Below are 20,189 nucleotides of genomic sequence, written 5' to 3'. Positions count from 1 at the left end.
GGTGCCGCAGGGTGTGGCGGGGTGTTCGCCGGCGTGATCCGGCCGCCCCCCTTGGGCCGGATCACCGCGTCGTCCTGGACGCCGGATGGCGAACACCCCGCCCCGCCGAGGCCGACGGGCCCTACCCCCCGGTGAGGGCCCGGCGACCTAGGGCGGCCGCCTGTTTCACGCGCGGGTGCGGAATCCAGGCGGGCGCCGTGGGGATCGCGTATCCGGGGTGAGTCCGGCCTTTGGGGCGGACCTCCCCCACGGTTACGCAGTGTGGCCTTTCGCTGCAAGTGACATTACGCTGGGTCATCTGCGCTGCGTGGCCGACTTGGCGGCCGTCTCGCCGAGCGGTCACTGGCCCGCGATGTGCGGACCGCCCGGCCGCGACGAGCGGTGTCCCGGTGTCGCCGAGCGGCGCTCCGGGGGCTCGCGCCGCGCGCGCTCACGGCCGGCGCGCCCCGGTTTCTGGCCCGAGCGGCGGAATCTGCCGGGGAACGCCGTCGGGCGGTAGCGGCGCCGGGCGCGGGTCCTGGGAGCCGGGCGGCGGGGTGCGGAACTGCCGGACGAGCTGCTCGCGGACGCGCCGCGTGTGCCGCCGGCTCACCGGCAGCGTCGTGGCGCCCACGCGCAGCACGATGCGTCCCTCATCGAAACGCATCTCGGTGACGTGCCGCGCCGACACCAGCGTGCTGCGGTGCACCCGGATGAACCCGGAGGCGGCCCAGCGCCGCTCCAGGGCGGCCAGGGACATGCGCACCAGATGGGTGCCCTCGGCGGTGTGCAGGCGCACGTAGTCGCCGCTGGCCTCGGCGTAGGCGACGGCGTGCTGCGGGACGAAGCTGGTGCGCCCGCTGAGCTCGACGGGGATCACGTCGTCCATGGGCGCCTCGACGGCCTGCGGGCCGTACACCGCCGACTCGACCCGCCGCACGGCCTCGGCGACGCGGTCGGGGCGCAGCGGCTTGAGCAGATAGTCCACGGCCTCCAGCTCGAAGGCCTGGACCGCGCGGTCGTCGTGCGCGGTCACGAACACCAGCCGGGGCGGGCTCGGGAACGCGCCCACGAGCCGCGCGAGGTCGAGCCCGTCGAGGCCGGGCATGCGGATGTCGAGGAAGACGCAGTCGAGCCGCTCACCCGCGCCGATCATCGCGACCATGTCCTGGAGCGCCGCGACCCCGTCGGAGGCCGTCAGCACCTCCTCGACACGACTGTCCTGCCGGAGAAGGTAGGCCAGCTCCGACAGCGCGTGCACCTCGTCGTCGACCGCCAAGACACGGAGCATGGCACTTACGCTGCCGCCCGGACGTGCCCGCGGGCAAGACCCATCTTGACTTCGTGTGCTTGATCGACTGCGATTAGTCACACCTTGGGCGCAATTTCGGCACGCGCATGCGTACCGTCGTGCCCTCGCCGGGCGCGGTGTCGATCGTCAGCCCGTATTCCTGGCCGTAGATCTGGCGCAGCCGTACGTCCACGTTGGCCAGGCCGATGCCGCCGCTGTCCCCGCTCGGCGGCTCGCCGTCGAGCATCTCGCGCACCCGGCCCGGCTCCATGCCCGCGCCGTCGTCCTCGACGGTGATGTGCACCTCCCCGCCCGCGTCGCGCACGACGACGTTGACCTCGCCCGTCCCTCCCCTGCGCCGGATGCCGTGGGTGATGGCGTTCTCGACCAGCGGTTGCAGGCACAGGAACGGCACGGGCACCGGCAGCACCTCGGGGACGACGTCCACGGCGTACCGCAGCTTCTCGCCGAACCGTGCCCGCTCCAGCAGCAGGTAGCGGTCGACGCAGGTCAGCTCGTCCGACAGCGTGGTGAAGTCGCCCGCGCGGCGCAGGGCGTGCCGGGCGAAGTCGGCGAAGTCGAGCAGGAGCTCGCGGGCGTGGTCGGGCTCGGTGCGGGTGAAGGAGGCGATCGTGGCCAGGGAGTTGCACACGAAATGGGGGGAGATCTGCGCCCGCAGGGCACGCGTCTCGGCGGACAGGGCCCGCCGGCGGGTGGCGTCCAGCTCGGCCAGTTCGAGCTGGCCCGACGCCCACTGCCCGACCTCGGTCGCGGCGCGGACGAGCGCGGCGTCCACATCGGGGTCGTAGACGGCGAGCGCGCCGATGACCCGTCCGTCCACGGTCAGCGGGACGACGACGGCGCTGCGGACCGCGCAGTCCTCGGCCTCGCAGAACAGCTCGTCGCCCGCCACCAGGTAGGGCCGGCCGGCCGCCAGGACGCCGTGGACGTGGCCGAGCAGGTCGCGGGTGTGCGCCTCACTGGGAGGCTCGCGGGCGCCGTCCCAGGCCAGCACCTGGTCCAGGGACGTCACCGCGAGCGCGGAGCACCCGACCAGGGAGCGCAGGTGGCGCACGGCCCTGCGGGCGGAGTCACGGGCCAGCCCGGCGCGCAGGTAGGGGGCGGCCATGGCGGCGAGGTGCAGGGTGGCGAAGGTCGCGTCCTCCCGGGGGGCGCCTCCGCGGGCGGTGGCGCCGCGGCGGCCCAGGCCATAGGCCACGAGCCCGCTCAGGACGCATAACAGTGCCCAGCCGGTGTCGAGCATGCGGGCAACCGTAATCGGTCACGTAATGTGATCGTGCCCGAACCATGAAGGACCGTCCCCGGCGTCCTCCTGGTAGGAGTAACGCTGCTCGCGCCAGGGATCGCCCACATTGTGGTAGCCGCGCTCCTCCCAGAACCCGCGCCTGTCATCGACGAGGTACTCCACCGCGCGCACCCATTTCACACTCTTCCACGCGTACAGATGCGGCACGACGATCCGGACCGGATGGCCGCGCTCGGGGGTGAGCGGCTTCTCGTCCAGCTCCGTGGCGAAAAGCGTGGTCTCGCGTGCGAAGTCCGACATACGAAGGTTCGCGCTGTAGCCGTACTCGCCCCAGACCATGACGTGCCCCACGCCCGCGGCGGGCGGGACCGCCCGCATCAGCGTGTCGGCCGAGACGCCCCGCCACTCGTTTCCCATGATCGAGAACTTCGTGACGCAGTGGAAGTCGGCCAGCACGGTCACCCGCGGGAGGGCGGAGAACTCCGGCCAGCTGAGGCGCGCCTCGCCCCCGGTGGCGGTGGCCCCGAAGACCATGAGGCTCCACCGATCGGGCCGGAACTGCGGGACCCGGCCGTAGTGGATCACCGGGCGGCCACGTGGGATGTACTGCCCCGGGGGCAGTCGGGATTCCTCGCTTGGATCCGGCACGCAGTCATCCTGCCATCGCGCCGGTGACGGCGCGTCATCGGCACCCCATCAGGCGTGAACGGGGACGTCGCGTGGGCCTTCGAGCAGGTGGGTACCGTCTCCTGGCAGCCGTCCACTTCAGCCGCCGACGAACGGCCGCCCGGGGAGCCGTAGCTTACCCCGCTCCCATCCTCGGCTTCAGGCGTCGGTGTCCTTCGGGTCACGAGGCGACGCGTAGATCACCCAGACGATCCGGGCGACGTCATCGATGGCGTAGCGGACGCGTCCACCGCTGGTGACCTCGAATTCCCACTGCTCGAGGTCTTGGCCGTTATGACGATGAGTGGCGAGGTCGCCGCGCAGGCGGTGCTGACGCTCGTGACCCGCCCGTGAGCGCGGATCGGCGCGCAGCGCTTCGAAACACCGGCGCGTGTTGGCCAGGGCGTAACGGCACAACTCCTCCCAGCCCTTGACCGCGTCACTGGTACCGAACCGGACATCCCACTCATGCCCAGGAGGGGGGACCGTCACCCGGTCTCCACGCTTGGGACTCACGCCGATACCTCGACCGGCCCGAAGTCGCCGCTCGTAGCCGTACGCGCCTGGGCGTAGCGCGCGGGGTCGGCCTTGATTCGGGCGCTCGCCCGCCAGCCTGTGATCACTTCCTGGATGGTGGCATCGACGTCAAGCTCCGCGGCATCGGAAATGGCCTCCACCAGTTCGAGAGTGAAGTCACGCAATTCGGCGGACGTGAGGTGGCGGACCCAGGGGAAGACCTCGGGCATGGCGATCACCAGCGCGCGGGCGGTCGGATCATGCTTGACGAGGGCGAGGAACAGGCGGGATGCCGTGGCCAGCGTCCGCTCGCGCTGTTCCTCACGGTCGGCGGCGGTCAGGTAGAAGTCCGGAGCGTCTCGGTGGGTGACACGTACTCGACCGAGGCGTGCGGCGCGTTCGGCGACGGCCCGGGGGTTTCTTGACAGGTCCGAGAAGGTGACGGCGTCGGCGTTGCTGGTGCTCACTCTGGCCATCCTAAGTCAGAACACATTCTGATAGAGGTGAACCCGAAACCAGGTGTCCACGCCGGGGAAGGCCTTCGGCGGCGATCGGCCAGAGGGGGCCGGAAGGCGGTCGCGGGCATGCGCTAGACTCCTCGGCATGCGTGCAGCGCAGGAGTTTTGGTATGGCGACGGACCCGTGGAGGTGGCCGTTCGCCGTCAGACGCTGCGCTGACAGGTAGACGTCGATCGAAGGCCCCGGGTCCGCAGGCATCCGGGGCCTTCGTCGTTCCCGGGCCACGCGGACACCGGCCGCCGAGATCAAGGACTGACCAGGACGACAAGCGGGTACATCGCCAGAGAGGGCACTCACCATGGTCATCGTCATGAATCCCGACGCCACCCGCGAGGACGCGGACGCCATCGTCGCGCTGATCGCCGCGGCGGGCGGCGAGGCGTTCGTCAGCCGCGGCGTCAGCCGCACGATCATCGGGCTCGTCGGGGACGTCACCCACTTCGAGACGCTGAACCTCAAGAGCATGCGGGGCGTGGCGGACGTCGTGCGCATCTCGACGCCGTACAAGCTGGTGAGCAGAGAGAACCACCCGGAACGATCTACCGTGCGGGTGGCCGGGGTGCCGATCGGGCCCGACACCGTGACCCTGATCGCCGGTCCCTGCGCCGTGGAGACGCCGGAGCAGACCCTGGAGGCCGCGCTGATGGCGCGAGCGGCGGGCGCGACCCTGCTACGCGGCGGCGCGTACAAGCCGCGCACCTCGCCGTACGCCTTCCAGGGGCTGGGCGAGGCGGGCCTGCGCATCCTCGCCGACGTCCGCGCCGAGACCGGGCTGCCGATCGTCACCGAGGTCGTCGACGCCCACGACGTCGAACTGGTCGCCTCCTACGCCGACATGCTGCAGGTCGGCACCCGCAACGCGCAGAACTTCACGTTGCTGCAGGCCGTGGGCGCGGCCGGGATGCCGGTCATGCTCAAGCGGGGCATGAACGCCACCATCGAGGAGTGGCTCATGGCGGCCGAGTACATCGCGCAGCGCGGCAACCTCGACATCGTGCTGTGCGAGCGGGGCATCCGCACGTTCGAGACCGCCACCCGCAACACCCTGGACGTCTCGGCGGTCCCCATGGCGCAGCGCCTGTCCCATCTGCCGGTCATCGTCGACCCGTCCCACTCGGGCGGCCGCCGCGACCTGGTGCTCCCGCTCACCCGCGCGGCGATCGCCGTAGGCGCCGACGGCGTCATCATCGACGTCCACCCCCACCCCGAGCAGGCCCTGTGCGACGGCCCCCAGGCCCTGATCCGCGACGACCTGGACGAACTGTCCCGCGCGATCCGCGCCTTCGCCCCCCTGATGAACCGCACCCTGGCCACCCCCGAACCGTCCCTGCTCACCTAGACCCCCGGCATCACGAGCCTGTGAGCCCTCGCCTTACAGCGCGGGGGCTCACAGGCCCACCCGTTTCCCCCAAAGAGGCCACCCGTCCCGGAAACGGTCCTCGCCTCCGGCTCGGGCTGTACTTCCAGGGCCTCCGGCTACCCCCTCAGGGACCTATGGCCCACGTCGGTCCCACCCCGCCCCCGTTCGGGATCACGGAAGGACCCATCACAAAGACGCCATTACGCCGCGCCTCGACGTGAGACTGCTTGCTCATCCAGCCGCACCGCGAACTCAGCCAGGGTGTCGGCGCCCAAGACGTCACGGATGCCGGTGTGGGCGGCCGCCTGCGCATCCGCTGGGAGATTCGCGACGACGTCCACGAAGCCTTCATGACCCTCGCCGCCGCCATCATCTGCCGGCGACGCCTCATCCACTGATCGTCCCGATAGGACTTCTCGTAGCAGTCGGGCCGCGCAGCCTCACAGCCGGGATCGCAGCACGTCGATCTCACATCCCGGCGCGAACGGGTCGAAGCCGTGCTCGGCCAGCCAGCGAACCGCCAGCAGGCTTCGCAACGACCACCACGCGCGGATCACGTCGAGGTCGACATCGGTGCCATAGCCGGCGACGACGTCGCCCAGGTGCTCCTCGTGTCCGAGCGTCAGGATGGCGAGGTCGAACAGGGCATCACCTTGACCCGCCTCGGACCAGTCGATGATGCCGGTGATCTCGTCGCCTTCGACGAACACGTGAGCGATCTGCAGGTCGCCGTGCGTGAACACCGGAGCCCACGGCCGGAGCGCGGCCTCGGCGACCTGGCGGTTGCGGGTGACCAGGCCGGCGGGCAGGACACCGTTCGTCACGAGCCACTCGCACTCGCCGTCGAGTTCCGCCGCCCACTCGTCGATGCCCCGGCCGGCCTGGCCGAGCCGGGGCGGCAGCGGCGCATCGTGCAACTTCCGGATGGCGGCGCCCGCCGCGGCCCACGCCGCCGGGGACGCGGTCGACGGCTCGCCGAGGCGGCCGAGCGCCGTCCCCGGGACCGCGGCGATCGCGAGCACCGGCGGCTTGTGCCACAGGACCTTCGGGGTCGGGACCGGCGCCAGGGCCATCGCCTCGACCTCGACTTCGATGCGTGCCTGATCGGCGTCCACCTTCAGGAACACATCGCCGACGCGCAGGGTCGCGCGCTCGGAATGGGCGACGACCACTTGGACCTCATCCATAGGCGACCAGTATCCCGGGGGTGATCGTCGACGTCACCAGGTTTATCTCGTGCGATTGCGCGGCTGACCGCGTCCCGCTTCGTGCGCGACACCGACCGCTGACCAGGTCAGGTCCACCACTTTTGCCAGGAGCCTGGCTGCGCGTCCACGCGCGGGCGGGCGGCGTCATCGGCGAGGTCGCGGCCCGCTCGATGACCATCGCGGGCACGCTGCGGGAGTGGCGTGAATGGACGGGGCCGCCGTTCGACACGACCGGCGACGGCGAGCCGAGCCAGGCGGAAAGGCACGGCTCGGCGGCGGCTGGCCTGCCAGGTGGAGGGGTCAGGCGGGGTCGTCCAGCTTGTACTCCTGGATCGAGGCGGCGAGTTGGACGGCGAGTTCTTCGGCGTCCAGGCGCTTCTCGATCTGGCGGAGGTCGGCGATCCTGGCGCGGGTCTCGGCGCGGCGGGGGGCGAGCAGGGTGCAGCAGTCCTCGTCGGGGAGTTCGGAGATCGCCAGGGTGCCGATGCGGCGGGCCTCGGCCATGATCTCGGTCTTGTCCATGCCGATGAGCGGCCGCAGGATCGGCATCGCGACCGCGTCGTCCAGCGCGGTGAGGTTCTGCAGGGTCTGGGACGACACCTGGCCGAGGGAATCTCCGGTGACGAGCACGTCGCGCCGCAGGCGGTGGGCGACCTCCTCGGCGGTCTTGAGCATCAGGCGGCGCTGCGCGACGACCTGGAGCCGGTCGGCGCCGGAGGAGCGCAGGGACTGCTGCGCCTTGCCGAACGGCACCACGAACAGCCGCGCGCGGTCCTGGAACTTGGACAGCTTGCGCACCAGCGCGTACGCCTTGTAGATCGACTCGGAGGTCGTGAACGGGATGCCGGAGAAGTGCAGGAAATCGACGCTGAGGCCGCGGCGGAGCATGCGGTAGGCCGCCACCGGCGAGTCGATGCCGCCGGACATGAGCACCAGGCCGCGCCCGCTGATGCCGACGGGCAGGCCGCCGTGGCCCGGCAGGCCGTCGGTGAAGACGAACACCTCGTCCCTGTCGACCTCGATGTGCACGGTCAGCTCGGGGTTCTTCAGCCGCACCGGCAGGCCGTACTTGTCGTTGATCTCGCCGCCGACCACGCGGTCGAGCTCGTTGGACCGCAGCGGGAACCGCTTGTCGCGGCGGCGCGAGCGGACGGCGAAGGTCGCGCGCCGCTCGATCAGCTCGGTGCGCCCGGCGACCAGCTCCAGCGCGGCGGCCGTGACGGCGTCGGGGTCCTTGGCGACGCGCCAGGCGCGGTGGATCCACACCAGGCCCATGACGTCGGTGAGACGCTCGGCGACCGCATCGGCGACGTCCACGCTCGTGCCGTCGGGCAGCAGGATGGCGATGACGCCGTGCCGCTGGCGGACGTCCGCACGCACGTCGAAGCCCTTCAGCGCGGACTTGATGTTCGCCTGGAGCCGCCGCTCGAACAGCTCGCGATTCTTGCCCTTGAGGACGACCTCGCCCAGCTTCAGCAGGACACAGGGCTCGCCCAGAGCTGAGGGGGGCACGACGGACATACGGTGGGCCTCCGGGCATGAGGGTCGGGATCGGGCACGCGCCGGGTGACGACCGTTCCGGCGTGCGGCACCACTCAATTTATCCCGGATGACGACCTGCCGGTCCCCCGCACCTGCCCGCGACCACCTCACCCGGAGGTTACAGACCCGGCCTCGGCTCCGCCCGGAACGCGAACGCCCGCAACGCGAACGCCTCCGGGCCCTGACGGGCGGCCGGAGGCGCGGACTGACGGCGTGCCCGCCGGGGCGGGCGCCGGCGATCAGCCGAAGAAGACCTCGGCCTCCTCGTACCGGGACACCGGGACGGTCTTCAGCTCGGAGGTCGCCGCGTCCAGGCCGACGCGGACGATGTCGGTACCGCGCAGCGCGACCATCTTGCCGAAGTCGCCCTCGTGGGCGGCGTCGATCGCCTGGAGACCGAAGCGGGTGGCGAGGACGCGGTCGTAGGCGCTCGGGGTGCCGCCGCGCTGGACGTGGCCGAGCACGGTGGTGCGGGCCTCCTTGCCGGTGCGCTTCTCGATCTCGTGGGCGAGCAGCTCGCCGATGCCGCCGAGGCGGACGTGGCCGAACGCGTCGAGCTCGCCGGCCTGCAGGGCCATCTGGCCCTCGATCGGGTGGGCGCCCTCGGCGACGACGATGATCGGCGAGTAGCGGATCTTGAAGCGGCTCTCGACGTACTCGCAAACCTTGTCGATGTCGAACGGCTTCTCGGGGATGAGGATGACGTTGGCGCCGCCCGCCATGCCCGCGTGCAGGGCGATCCAGCCCGCGTGGCGGCCCATGACCTCGCAGATCAGCGCGCGGTGGTGGGACTCGGCCGTGGTGTGCAGGCGGTCGATCGCCTCGGTCGCGATGTTGACGGCCGTGTCGAAGCCGAAGGTGTAGTCGGTGGCGTTGAGGTCGTTGTCGATGGTCTTCGGCACGCCGATGACGTTGACGCCGCGGTCGAAGAGCTGCTTGGCGACGCCCAGCGTGTCCTCGCCGCCGATCGCGATGAGCGCGTCCACGCCGCCCTCGGCCAGGTTGGCCTTGATGCGGTCGACGCCGCCCTCGATCTTGATGGGGTTGGTCCGCGAGGAACCGAGGATCGTTCCGCCGCGCGGGAGGATGCCGCGCACGGACTGGACCTCCAGCGGCATGGTGTCGCCCTCGAGCGGGCCGCGCCAGCCGTCGCGGAAGCCGACGAACTCGTGACCGTAGACGCCGATGCCCTTGCGGACGACGGCGCGGATGACCGCGTTGAGCCCGGGGCAGTCGCCGCCCCCGGTCAGTACTCCGATGCGCATGGCGGGTTCCTCCCGATGGGTTCACAGCCAGACTATGTTGAGCTCCGCGGCCACCGATTCGCCTTGCACCGCCGGAGCACCCGAGGTCTTCGAGGTCACCGATGTGGCCGCCGCCGCATGGCATTGTGCCGCAGGCGCCAACATTGGTCTAGACCAAGTGGTTAGACCGTACCGTACGCGGCGCGGCGTCGTGAAACGGACCGCTCAGGCGGGCACCACGAGCACGCACGAGGGGCTGCCGACCTTGAAGCTCTCCCCCGTGATCCGGGGGACGCCGTCGCTGAGCGCGAGCGTGGCGACCTCGTCGGAGCGCTGGTTGGCGACGTACATCCTGTCGCCGGCCAGGGCGAAGTGGCGGGGCCACAGCCCGCCGGACCCGACCTCGGCGACCGGGGTGAGCCCCGGGCCTTCCCCGCCGTCGAGGGAGAAGACCGAGATGGTGTCGGGGCCGCGGTTGGCGACGTAGAGGTGGCGGCCGTCCTGCGCGATCTCGATGTGCGAGACGTGGTTGCGGACCGAGGAGCGGCTGGCGGGCGTCCGCCCGATCTCGCGCCACTCGGAGTCGAGAATGGTGATCATGCCGTCCAGCTCGCCCGTGACGTACCAGCGGTCGTCGTGGCGGGCCATGTGCCGCGGGCCGGAGCCGGACGGCAGGCGGGCCGGCCCCTCCGGGTGGGGCTCGGGCCCGGCGCCGAGCAGGAAGCGGCGGACCTCGTCGGTGCCGAGGTCGGTGACGTGCAGAATGCGGCCGGGGCCGAACACGGCCTGGTGGGCGTGCGGCTCGGCCTGGCGCGCGGGGTCGGGGCCGTGGCCCTCGTTGGGGAACAGCCTCGGGCGGCCGTCGAACAGGCCGGAGCTGCCGAGCCGGTACACCGCGACGGTGCCGTCGCCGTAGTTGGCGATCGCGAGCCACGTCCCGGTCGGGTCGACGGCCAGGTGGCAGGGGTAGGACCCGCCGCTGGCGCCGTCGGCGAGCAGCTTGGGGCCCTCGGGGTCGGCCGAGTAGGCGGCGACGCCGCCCTCCTCGCGTTCCAGCACGGCGTACAGCACGGGCAGGCGCGGGTGCATGGCGAGGAAGGAGGGGCCGGGCGCGGAGGTCTCGGCGATCGCGGTGAGCGCGCCGTCCTGCCGCCGGGCGACCGTGAGCCCGAGGCCGGTGCCGCCGGTCTCCGGGGTGTATCCGCCGATGTAGACGAGGTCGTGGCCTGCGGCGCCCGCGCCGTTCTCTGAAGTCTCCGAAGTCCCCGAAGTCATGGCACCGACGATAGCGCCCCGGCCTCTCCTTGATCCTCGTTGCGGCCACATGGAACGTACGGTGCGTCCCCGTCCCGCAACAGATTTCGCTTTCCCGGCACGAAACCCGGCATTTTCGCGCGCCGCGGGTCTGGATCTTCGGCGCGTCCATATGCTTGACTCAGTCAACGAATCCGTTGATTGGAGCAAGGGATGGAAGAGCTCGTCGCCGACGTCCGCACCTTCAACCGCTTCTACACGCGCGTGATCGGAGTCCTCGGCGCCGGCATGCACGACACGCCGTACTCCCTGACCGAGGCCAGGGTCCTGTTCGAGCTGCGGGCGCACGAGGAGATGGAGACGGGCGAGCTGCGGCGGCTGCTCGGCCTCGACGCCGGCTACCTCAGCCGCATGCTGGCGCGGTTCGAGTCCGGCGGGCTCGTCACGCGGGCGCGCTCGGCCGCCGACGCCCGGCGGCAGGTCGTGCGGCTTAGCCCGCACGGTCTTGAGGTGTGGCGGGTCCTGGACGCGGCGTCGGCGTCGGACGTGCGCGACCTGCTGGCACCCCTCGCCGCAGAGGACCGGCGGCGGCTGAAGTCCAGCATGGCCGCCATCCAGCGCATCCTCGGCGACGACGGCGCGGGCCGCGAGCCGTACGTCATCCGCCCGCCCCGCCCCGGCGACCTCGGCTGGATAGTCCACCGCCACGGCGTGCTGTACGCCGACGAGTACGGCTGGGACGAGACGTTCGAGGCCATGACCGCGCGCATCGTCGCCGACTACGTCCGCGACCACGACCCCAAGCGCGAGGCGTGCTGGATCGCCGAAGTGGAGGGCGAGCGCGCGGGCTCGATCATGTGCGTCAGGGACGACGACCGGACGGCGCGGCTGCGGCTCCTGCTGGTCGAGCCGTCCACCCGGGGTATGGGCATCGGCGGGCGCCTGGTCGAGGAGTGCCTGGCCTTCGCCCGGCGCGCCGGGTACGCGCGCATCGTCCTGATGACCGTCGAGGTGCTGGCCTCCGCCCGGCGCATCTACCAGCGGGCGGGCTTCCAGCTGGACGAGCAGCACGACGAGCGTTCCTACGGCGCGGACGTCACCGTCCAGACGTGGTCACGAGACCTCTGAGGGATGGCCCGGCGTCCAAGTACCTCTGAGGAGACGGACGCGGCGTACGAAGATCTGCGAGGGACGCCGGGCGAAGATCGACAAGCTTCGGCAAACGCGGGGCAAGATCTCGGCCTCCCCTGCCGCGCCGCGCCGGGGATGGGCCGGGCGGGCTGCGATCATCGTGCGGGCGCCGCGTCGCCGGCCGCGGATCCGGGGGCGTCCGAGCCCGCCGCCCGGCCAGGGGAGCCGTCCGATGACCTCGTTGATCATTTCAGCCCCGCCCGCTCCGGCGATCAGGACGCGCAGGGCGCTGGTCTTCCTCGACCGCGAGGCCGGCACCCGGGCCGCCGGGGCCGACCGCAGGCTGGTGCACGCGCTCACCGCCGAGGGGTACGCGGTCGAGACCGCCGAGTGCGACGCGGCCGACCACCGGCGGGTCGGCGACTTCCTCGACACGGTCGAGCCCGGCGACCTGCTGCTCGTGCGCTGGTCGACCGAGTCGGGGTGGGGACGCCGGGAGTTCGGCGCGCTGATGGACGAGTTCGCCCGCCGCGTCGAGCGCTCCGACGGCGCGGCGCTGCTGCTGATCGTGGACTTCGGCTGGCTGGTGACGGCGAGCCCCGGCCCGCCGCACGAGGCCACCGGCCGCCTGCCCGTGCGCGGCGAGCCCGTGGCGGCCGCCGCCGCCCTCACCACCAGCGCGATCGTCCCCGCGCGGCACGGCCGCCCGGTGTCGCTCACCGCGATACTCGCCGACGGCATCCTGTCCGGCGAGGCGGACCTCGACCGCGACGGCACCATCTCGGTCGGCGACCTGTTCCGGTACGCCCAGGAGCGCAGCGCCGGCGCGGACCGCACGCCCTTCCTGCTGACCTACGGCGAGGGCGAGCTGATCGGCGTCGCGTCCCCGCGCCGCGCCGTCCACGACCTCGGCGAGGAGTTCGGGACCGCGCTCGCCCGCCTGGCCGTCCTCGGCGACGCCGTGCCGCCGATGTCGGCCGCCGAGCTGGTGAACAGGATCTACGAGGTGCACCTCGGGCCGGACGCGCGGCAGCTCCTGCGCCGGGCCGCGCTGCTGGAGGAGGACGAGCCGCTCACCCCGGAGGCCGCCCGACTGCTCGCCGAGGGCGCCTCGCCGGAGGAGGCCCTGCGCGAGCTGCGCGCCTGGGGGCTGCTCGGGCACGACACCCCCCTCGCGGGCCCGGCGATCCGGCAGGCCGTCGCGGGCAGGCTGGAGGCGGGCGAGCCCGCGCACGTGTCGGCCCTGCTGCGCCGCCGCCGCGCGGCCACCCGTCCCGTACGGCCCCGCACCCGGCTCACCGGCGACCGGTGGACGCTCCAGGACCGGCTCGGCCACCGCGTGCACGCCGAGGCCGTCGCCGCGTTCATCCGCCACCCCGACACCCGCCCGCCGCTCACGATCGGCGTGAAAGGCCCCTGGGGGGCGGGCAAGACGTCGCTGATGCGCATGATCCAGGACCTGCTGGACCCCGGCGCCGCCGAGGACCGGGCCACCGAGATCCACCTCGGCCGGACGGACGTCCCCCGCCGCGCCCGGAGGCGGCGGGGACGGGTGACCAACGCCGAGGTGCTGGCCCGCGCCAAACGGCCGGAGGAGGACGACCCCGACCGCGCGACGCCCGGCGAGCTGCCGATGCGGCCCGCCGACTGGCGGCCGACGGTCTGGTTCAACCCGTGGATGTACCAGAACGGCGAGCAGGTCTGGGCGGGCCTGGCCCACGAGATCATCAGCCAGGTCACCGGCCGGCTGCCGCGCGGTGAGCGCGAGCGCTTCTGGCTGACGCTGAACCTGTCCCGGGTCGACCGCGAGGCCGTGCGCCGGCGTGGGTACGGGCTGGCGGCGACGCGCCTGCTGCCCGTCGCCCTGGCGCTCTGCGCGACGCTGCTGTTCACGGGCGCGTCGCTGGCCGCGTGCGCGCTGTTCCCGGCGGTGGGCTCGCTGCTGCGCGGGACGGCCGCCGCGGTGGGGTCCGGCGGGTCGGTGCTCCTCATGGCCGCCGCGGCCGTGCGCCTGACGCGGTTCCTGGGCGAGTCGGCGGACACGGCCTTCCGCAAGCTGGTGCGCCAGCCCGACCTGCTCGGGTCGCCGGCGCAGGCCCAGCAGCTGGTGCCCGACCCGGGATACCGGTCACGGACGGGGTTCCTGCACCTGGTGCAGACCGACATGCGCCGCGTGCTCGGCATGGTGGCGACCGAGGAGCGGCCGCTGGTGGTGTTCGTGGACGACCTCGACCGGTGCTCGCCGGGCACGGTCGCGCAGGTCATCGAGGCCGTGAACCTGTTCCTGGCCGGGGAGTTCCCCAACTGCGTGTTCGTGCTGGCGATGGAGCCGGAGGTCGTGGCGGCGCACGTCGAGGTCGCCTACCGGGACCTCGCGCGCACGCTTCCCTCCGGCGCCGAGGAGCGCTCGGGGCTCGGGTGGCGGTTCCTGGAAAAGATCATCCAGCTTCCGCTGAGCGTGCCGCTGCTGGACGACGGCGAGCGGATCCCCGCGTACCTGCGCACCCTGCTCGACGTCCCGCCCGCGCGCGAGGGGGTCGCGTCGGACGCGCGGGACACGGCCGGCGCGGGCGGGCAGGGCGCGCAGCCGGACCCGGAGCTGGTCGACCGCATGGAGTCCGCCATCCGGGCCCTGCGCCCGACCGCCGAGGACCTCGACACGGTCGCCCGCCGCGTGCAGGACGCCGTCGGGCCGCCGGCCGCCCCGGGCACGTGGGCGGGCGCGCCCAAGCCGGGCCTGTTCTCGCGGCGGACGCCGATCACCTTCCTGACCAGGACGGGAGCCCTCAGGACGGAGGCCGCCGCCCCGGGACGGGCGGCCCGCACGTCCCCGAGGCCGCCGCACGACTCGATCGGCGGGCTCACGGCGGCGGCGCGGCTCGCCGCCGACCGCGTCTACGACGACATCTACAGCGACGAGAACGCGTACGCGGCGATCGAGCGGGTGCTCCCCGCGCTGACGCTGAGCAATCCGCGGGAGCTGAAGAGGTACGTGAACGTGTTCCGCTTCTACTCGTTCGTCACCTATCGGCGGGCGCTGGCCGGGGCGGCGCGCGCGAGCGACGACGAGGTCGCCAAGCTGGCGGTGCTCACGGTGCGGTGGCCGCACCTGCTGTCGCTGTTCGCCCGCGACGCCGAGCCCCCGGCAGGCCGGGACGCGGAGCCGACGGAATGCCAGGACTCCGAGCGCCCCGGCGAGGGGCGCACCGTCCTGGAACGGCTGGAACGGGCCGCGGCCGTCCCTGGACGGCAAGAATGGGCCGAGGCTCTCACCGAGGCGGGGCTGCTCAGGAACGGCAAGGCCGGGACGGCCCGCTGGGACGCGCTGCGCGTCCTGCTGTCCGCCCCGCCCTCGGTCGCCTGCCTCGCGCGCGACCTCCTCTGAGTCCGAGGCCGCCGCGCGGGGCCGTGCCGTCCGCGGGCCCGCCCCGGAAGGCGGTCAGCGCTGCGCCTGGATCATCCAGTGCTGCTTCTCCAGTTCCTCGGTGACCTCGATGAGCAGGTCCTGGGTGACGAGGTCGGCGTCGTCGGTCGCCTCGATGCGCTCGCGCATGCGGGCGACGATCCCCCCGAGTATCTCGGTGAACACCGCGACGACCTTGCCGTCCTCTATGTAGCCGAAGTCGAGCTGCTGGAGGTGCGTGTCGCGGGCGATCGTCGCGGCGCGCCCGTCCGGGTTCACGCCGACGGCCACCGCGCGTTCCGCCGCGTTGTCGGCGCCGTTGCGCGCCAGGGCGACGATCTCGTCGAGCTGGAGGTGCAGCGACCGGAAGTTGCGGCCGACCAGGTTCCAGTGGGCCTGCTTGCCCACGAGCGAGAGGTCGAGCAGATCGATGAGCGCGCCGTGGAGCGCCTCGCCCACGATCTTCTGCTTGTCGGCCGGAAGCGGGCTGGTGATCTGGGCCATGGAGGTTCTCCTCCTCGTAGAAATCCGGTTTATGGCCTTGTGTCTCTTTTCGCCCATAACCGGTCTGCGCTGCCCTAAACGTTGACACTGTAATGATTGCAGTGTCACTATGGGTTCATGAGTGACACCTGGACGATCGGCGAGCTGGTGGAGCGGGCGGCGGACACGCTGGGCCCCTCGGCGCCGCGACCCAACGGCCGGGTCCGCGACGTGCCCAACGAGCGGCTCATCCGCTGGTACACGACCATCGGCCTGCTCGACCCGCCGCTGACCCGCCGGGGCAGGGTCGCCCTGTACGGCAGGCGTCACCTGCTCCAGCTCGTGGCCGTCAAGCGCCGCCAGGCCGAGGGGCTGTCCATCGCGGAGATCCAGGCCGAGCTCACCGGCGCGACCGACGGCACCCTGGAGGGCATCGCCCGGCTGCCCGCCCCGGCGGCGGCCCCCGATCACGCCGCGGACGTGAGCGATCCCACACCGGCCCGCCCACGCTTCTGGGCCCAGCGCCCGGCCCCGGCCCCTGTCGCGGCGGCGCCGCCCGTCGTCACACCGTCCCCTATGGCGCCGCCGGCCTCGCCGTCCGAGGCGGCGGCCCACACCGACGCGTTCGTCCATGCCGAGGGTCACGCGCACGCCGACGGCTTCCTGCACGGCGTGCGGCTGTCCCCCGGGGTCACGCTGCTGATCGACGGGCGTGCGCCCTCCCCCGGCGACGTCGCCGCGCTGCGCGAGGCCGCCCTGCCCCTGCTGTCCGTCCTGCGCGAGCGCCACCTGTCCGCCCCGCCGGCCACGCCCCCCGCGTCCGGCCGCTTCGACGACCCCGCCACCGGCAACGGCGCCGGCCACCCCGGTCCCGTCCGTTCCGGACCCGACCCGTCCGAAGGGATGCACCCATGACTGTTCAGATCACCTCGTTGAAGCCCGGTGAGTACGCGCCGACGCCGGACGCGGGACTGGGCGCGCTGCGGACCGCGCGGGGCAACCTGCCGCTGGAGAGCGTCGAGGTGGAGGCGCTGATCACCGGCCTGACCTCGGGCGTCGGGGTGGCCCAGGGCTTTCGCAATCCGTTCGACGTGCCGCTGGAGGCGACCTACGTCTTCCCGCTGCCCGACCGCGCCGCGGTGACGTCCTTCCGCATGGAGGCCGACGGCCGCGTGGTCGAGGGCGTGCTGAAGGAGCGCGGCGAGGCCCGGCAGGACTACGACCGTGCCCTGGCCGAGGGGCGCAGGGCCGCCATCGCCGAGGAGGAGCGTCCCGACGTCTTCACCATCCGGGTGGGCAACATCCTGCCGGGCGAGCGGGTGACCGTCCGCCTGGCGCTCAGCCAGCCGCTGCCGTACGAGGACGGCGCCGCGACGTTCCGCTTCCCCCTCGTGGTCGCCCCCCGGTACATCCCGGGGACGCCGCTGGACGAGCGCTCGGCGGGCGACGGCGTGGCGCCCGACACCGACGCCGTCCCGGACGCCTCGCGGATCAGCCCCCCGGTGCTGCTGCCCGGATTCCCGAACCCCGTACGCCTGTCGCTGACGGCCCGCGTCGACCCCGCCGGGCTGGACCTGCGCGAGATGCGCTCCAGCCTGCACGTCGTGACCCGCGAGGACGACACTGTGAGCCTGCGGCCGGGTGAGCGCCTGGACCGCGACTTCGTGCTGCGGCTGGAGTTCGCCGCCTCCAGCGCGCTGGCCCTCGTCCCGGACCGGGCGAAGGACGACGACGAGCCGGACACGACCGACGGCGACGGCACCTTCACCCTCACCGTGCTCCCCCCGTCCGGCGATGGCCAGGGCGAGCGCAGGCCGAGGGACGTGGTCCTGCTGCTGGACCGCTCGGGCAGCATGGCCGGGTGGAAGATGGTCGCCGCACGCCGCGCCGCCGCGCGCATCGTCGACACGCTGACCTCCGCCGACCGGTTCGCCGTCCTGTCGTTCGACTCGGTGGTGGAGCGCCCGGACCGCCTCGACGCGGGGCTCGTCCCGGCGTCCGACCGCAACCGCTACCGCGCGGTCGAGCACCTCGCGCGGCTGGAGGCCCGCGGCGGCACCGAGATCCTCCAGCCGATGGAGCAGGGGCTCGGCCTGCTGGACGACTCCTCGCGCGAGCGCGTGCTCGTGCTGGTCACGGACGGGCAGGTCGGCAACGAGGACCAGATCCTCGAACGCCTCGGCGCGCGGCTCGCGGCCGTGCGGGTCCACACCGTCGGTGTCGACCGGGCCGTCAACGCCGGGTTCCTCGGCAGGCTGGCCGGGCTCGGCGCGGGCCGCTGCGAGCTGGTGGAGTCGGAGGACCGGCTGGACGAGGCGATGGAGCACATCCACCGCAGGATCGGCTCCCCGCTGGTCACCGGCCTGTCCCTCAAGCCGGAAGGCCTGGACGTGCTCCCCGGCACCGTGACCCACCTCGGCTCGCTCTACTCCGGGGTGCCGCTCACCGTCTCCGGACGCTTCCGCGGCCCCGCGAGCGGCGCGATCACCGTCCACGGGACGGCCACCGGCGGTACCCCCTGGGAGCGGCGGCTGACCGGGACGCCCGCCGAGGGGGAGGCCCCGCGGGCGATCTGGGCCAGGGCGCACCTGCGCCGCCTGGAGGACCGCTACGCGACCGGCGAGCACGACCTGGAGCGCGAGATCGTCGCGACCTCGCTGCGGCACGGCGTGCTGTGCAGGTTCACGGCCTTCGTCGCGGTCGACACGCGCGTGGTCGCCGACGGCGAGCCGCGCCACCGCGTCGTCCAGCCGGTGGAGATGCCGAGCGGCTGGGACATGCCGGCCCCGGCCATGCCGATGGCGGCCTCGATGCCGGCGGCGTTCACCGCGGCGGCTCCGGCGGTCTTCAACGCCGAATCCGAGGGCCTGACGCCGCCCGGCGCCGCTCCCACCTTCGGCGGCGCTGCGCCGAGCGTGGTGGCCGGAGGTCCCCCCGCGCCGATGCCGGCCCCGCGGTCGGCCCCCGGGCGCGGCCGGTCGTTCTTCCGGGCGCCGAGCCCGAAGATGGCCCCGCCTCCGCCGATCCACCGCTCGCCGGACGCCGTACGGCCGCAGCTCGCCGACGAGCTCGCGCGTCTGCGCGCCGCGTCGTCGCTGCCCCGGGCCGAGCGCCTGCGCTACCTCGCCGACCTCGGCAGCCGCCTGTCGGCACTGGTGACCTACCTGGGCGGCCAGGACCGCCTGGCCTCCCTGGCCACCGACCTCACGGCCTGCGAGACCACCCCGGGCACCGACGTGGACGCCCTGTGGCAACGGGCCATCACCGTCCTCACCGAGCTGACCGGCGCCGGCGAGCCGGACGAGCCCGGGCGGGGCCACGCACCCCGGAGCCCGTTCTGGAAGCGCTCCTAGGCGGTGGCGACAGGGGCGTGGGCCCGGATCCGACCGTGGAATGACCGGGTCCCGGCGCGCGCCCCCGGGAGGGAGACTCGCCATGGCCGCCTCTGGACCTGCCGCCGTCTACGGGCGGTCCTCGGAGGAGGCGCCGAGGTCGCGGTACGCCGGGCGCAGGATGTCCAGCAGGGGGATGTGGCGTACGCGGATCGGGGGCGGCTCCAGTGCCCGGAGCAGCAGTTCGGGGGGCGCGGACGCCGGCGCGGGGCGGGGGCGCAGGCGGGTGGGCGGGGTGGAGGGGTCGTAGAAGTCGGTCAGGCGGGCGGCGAAGGGCACGTCGTCCACGTGCAGGGGGTCGGCCGGCTCGGCGTCGTCGCCGGGGGTGCCGCGCAGGGCGTCCAGAAGGTCCTCCTTGGCCTGGCCGCGCCAGGCGAGCACGAGGAACGGGTCCTCGTCGAAGGACTCGGCCAGCAGGTACAGCACGGCCGAGATGTGCTTGCACGGCAGGCCCCAGTCGGGGCACGAGCACCGCATGTCCAGCTCGGACGGGAAGAGCGGCAGGCCGAGGCCGTCGAACACCTCGACGATCTCGGGCGGCATCTCCCCCGCGAGCAGCTTGGCGCGGTAGAGCGCCTCGCCGGCCAGCGCCTCCTGCACGCCCGCCCACTCGGCCTCGCCGTACGCGGCGATCTCGATGGTCAGGCGGTAGGGGTCGGGCCGCGACCCCTGCACCCTGGCCGTCACCACGCCGGGCGCCAGGTCGATCTCCAGGACCTGGCCCTTCCTGGCGTACGAGCGGCCCCGGCTCAGGCGGCCGGAGTCGCAGACGCGCTCCAGGATGTCCACGAACCTGCGCGACCACCACTGCTCGCCGATGGACCCCCGCTTGGCGCGCGCCTGGATGCCGCCCTCGACGCGGATCGGCGCCGACGCCTCGAACCACCCGTCCCTGCCGACCGGCATGTCACATCCCCCCTCCGCGAGGCGCCCC

The 20,189-nt window shown here is 73.0% G+C and carries 17 protein-coding genes; 6 read left to right on the top strand and 11 right to left on the bottom strand.

The window, feature by feature from the left end; translation table 11 throughout:
* Positions 1-430: 430 nt before the first annotated feature.
* From DQ384_RS24755 to DQ384_RS24735, 5 genes are all read right to left on the bottom strand, one after another.
* Positions 431-1,270 (bottom strand): LytR/AlgR family response regulator transcription factor, encoded by an 840-nt coding sequence (locus tag DQ384_RS24755; protein WP_114031243.1) that lies wholly within the window; start codon positions 1,268-1,270, stop codon positions 431-433.
* 73 nt (positions 1,271-1,343) lie between these two features.
* A complete protein-coding gene (locus DQ384_RS24750) occupies positions 1,344-2,534 on the bottom strand; it encodes a histidine kinase (RefSeq protein ID WP_114031242.1) in 1,191 nt (396 codons plus the stop codon).
* A gap of 18 nt (positions 2,535-2,552) precedes the next feature.
* A complete protein-coding gene (locus tag DQ384_RS24745; protein ID WP_114031241.1) occupies positions 2,553-3,185 on the bottom strand; it encodes a molybdopterin-dependent oxidoreductase in 633 nt (210 codons plus the stop codon).
* 177 nt (positions 3,186-3,362) lie between these two features.
* Complete coding sequence (locus tag DQ384_RS24740) at positions 3,363-3,719, bottom strand: hypothetical protein (protein WP_114031240.1); 357 nt, start codon at positions 3,717-3,719, stop codon at positions 3,363-3,365.
* Entirely contained in the window at positions 3,716-4,186 is a 471-nt protein-coding gene (locus tag DQ384_RS24735; protein ID WP_181871392.1) for a hypothetical protein, read from the bottom strand. The genes DQ384_RS24740 and DQ384_RS24735 overlap by 4 nt, the downstream gene beginning before the upstream one ends.
* A gap of 350 nt (positions 4,187-4,536) precedes the next feature.
* Here DQ384_RS24735 and aroF point away from each other — a divergent pair, with 350 nt between their 5' ends.
* A complete protein-coding gene (gene aroF / locus DQ384_RS24730; protein WP_114031238.1) occupies positions 4,537-5,577 on the top strand; it encodes a 3-deoxy-7-phosphoheptulonate synthase in 1,041 nt (346 codons plus the stop codon).
* 248 nt (positions 5,578-5,825) lie between these two features.
* A complete protein-coding gene (locus DQ384_RS41490) occupies positions 5,826-5,996 on the top strand; it encodes a hypothetical protein (protein WP_181871391.1) in 171 nt (56 codons plus the stop codon).
* A 42-nt stretch (positions 5,997-6,038) separates the two neighbouring features.
* Here DQ384_RS41490 and DQ384_RS24720 read toward each other — a convergent pair whose 3' ends face one another.
* The 4 genes from DQ384_RS24720 to DQ384_RS24700 form a co-directional block, all read right to left on the bottom strand.
* Positions 6,039-6,785 carry a phosphotransferase family protein gene (locus DQ384_RS24720; RefSeq protein ID WP_114031237.1) on the bottom strand — a complete coding sequence of 249 codons (747 nt, stop codon included), beginning with the start codon at positions 6,783-6,785 and terminating at the stop codon, positions 6,039-6,041.
* A gap of 321 nt (positions 6,786-7,106) precedes the next feature.
* Positions 7,107-8,327 carry a tRNA uracil 4-sulfurtransferase ThiI gene (gene thiI / locus DQ384_RS24710; protein ID WP_114031236.1) on the bottom strand — a complete coding sequence of 407 codons (1,221 nt, stop codon included), beginning with the start codon at positions 8,325-8,327 and terminating at the stop codon, positions 7,107-7,109.
* A 260-nt stretch (positions 8,328-8,587) separates the two neighbouring features.
* Entirely contained in the window at positions 8,588-9,613 is a 1,026-nt protein-coding gene (locus DQ384_RS24705) for a 6-phosphofructokinase (protein WP_114031235.1), read from the bottom strand.
* Positions 9,614-9,817: 204 nt separating this feature from the next.
* On the bottom strand, positions 9,818-10,867 hold the full coding sequence (locus DQ384_RS24700; protein WP_181871390.1) for a lactonase family protein: 1,050 nt from the start codon (positions 10,865-10,867) through the stop codon (positions 9,818-9,820).
* A 192-nt stretch (positions 10,868-11,059) separates the two neighbouring features.
* Between DQ384_RS24700 and DQ384_RS24695 the strand changes: the two genes are divergently transcribed.
* Together DQ384_RS24695 and DQ384_RS24690 are read left to right on the top strand one after the other, a co-directional pair.
* Complete coding sequence (locus tag DQ384_RS24695; RefSeq protein ID WP_114031233.1) at positions 11,060-11,974, top strand: bifunctional helix-turn-helix transcriptional regulator/GNAT family N-acetyltransferase; 915 nt, start codon at positions 11,060-11,062, stop codon at positions 11,972-11,974.
* A gap of 235 nt (positions 11,975-12,209) precedes the next feature.
* Positions 12,210-15,362: a P-loop NTPase fold protein gene (locus tag DQ384_RS24690; RefSeq protein WP_114031232.1), complete on the top strand. Its 3,153-nt coding sequence runs from the start codon at positions 12,210-12,212 to the stop codon at positions 15,360-15,362.
* Positions 15,363-15,416: 54 nt separating this feature from the next.
* Here the strand turns inward: DQ384_RS24690 and DQ384_RS24685 are convergent, their stop codons facing one another.
* Entirely contained in the window at positions 15,417-15,884 is a 468-nt protein-coding gene (locus DQ384_RS24685) for a Dps family protein (RefSeq protein ID WP_114031231.1), read from the bottom strand.
* A 117-nt stretch (positions 15,885-16,001) separates the two neighbouring features.
* On the opposite strand from DQ384_RS24685, the gene DQ384_RS24680 reads away from it, so the two are divergent.
* Positions 16,002-16,778 carry a helix-turn-helix domain-containing protein gene (locus tag DQ384_RS24680; RefSeq protein WP_114031230.1) on the top strand — a complete coding sequence of 259 codons (777 nt, stop codon included), beginning with the start codon at positions 16,002-16,004 and terminating at the stop codon, positions 16,776-16,778.
* Positions 16,775-19,216, top strand: a complete 2,442-nt coding sequence (locus DQ384_RS24675) for a VIT domain-containing protein (RefSeq protein ID WP_114031229.1) — start codon at positions 16,775-16,777, stop codon at positions 19,214-19,216. Before DQ384_RS24680 ends, DQ384_RS24675 begins: the two co-directional genes overlap by 4 nt.
* A 108-nt stretch (positions 19,217-19,324) precedes the next feature.
* Here the strand turns inward: DQ384_RS24675 and DQ384_RS24670 are convergent, their stop codons facing one another.
* The gene (locus tag DQ384_RS24670; RefSeq protein ID WP_114031228.1) at positions 19,325-20,161 is read right to left on the bottom strand and encodes an SWIM zinc finger family protein; all 837 of its coding nucleotides are present in this window, start codon (positions 20,159-20,161) and stop codon (positions 19,325-19,327) included.
* Positions 20,162-20,189: the final 28 nt, after the last annotated feature.

This window comes from Sphaerisporangium album (assembly GCF_003323745.1).
Taxonomy (GTDB): Bacteria; Actinomycetota; Actinomycetes; order Streptosporangiales; family Streptosporangiaceae; genus Sphaerisporangium; species Sphaerisporangium album.
Note: the sequence above shows the minus strand (reverse complement) of the source record. Positions and strands in the feature narration are given on the sequence as shown.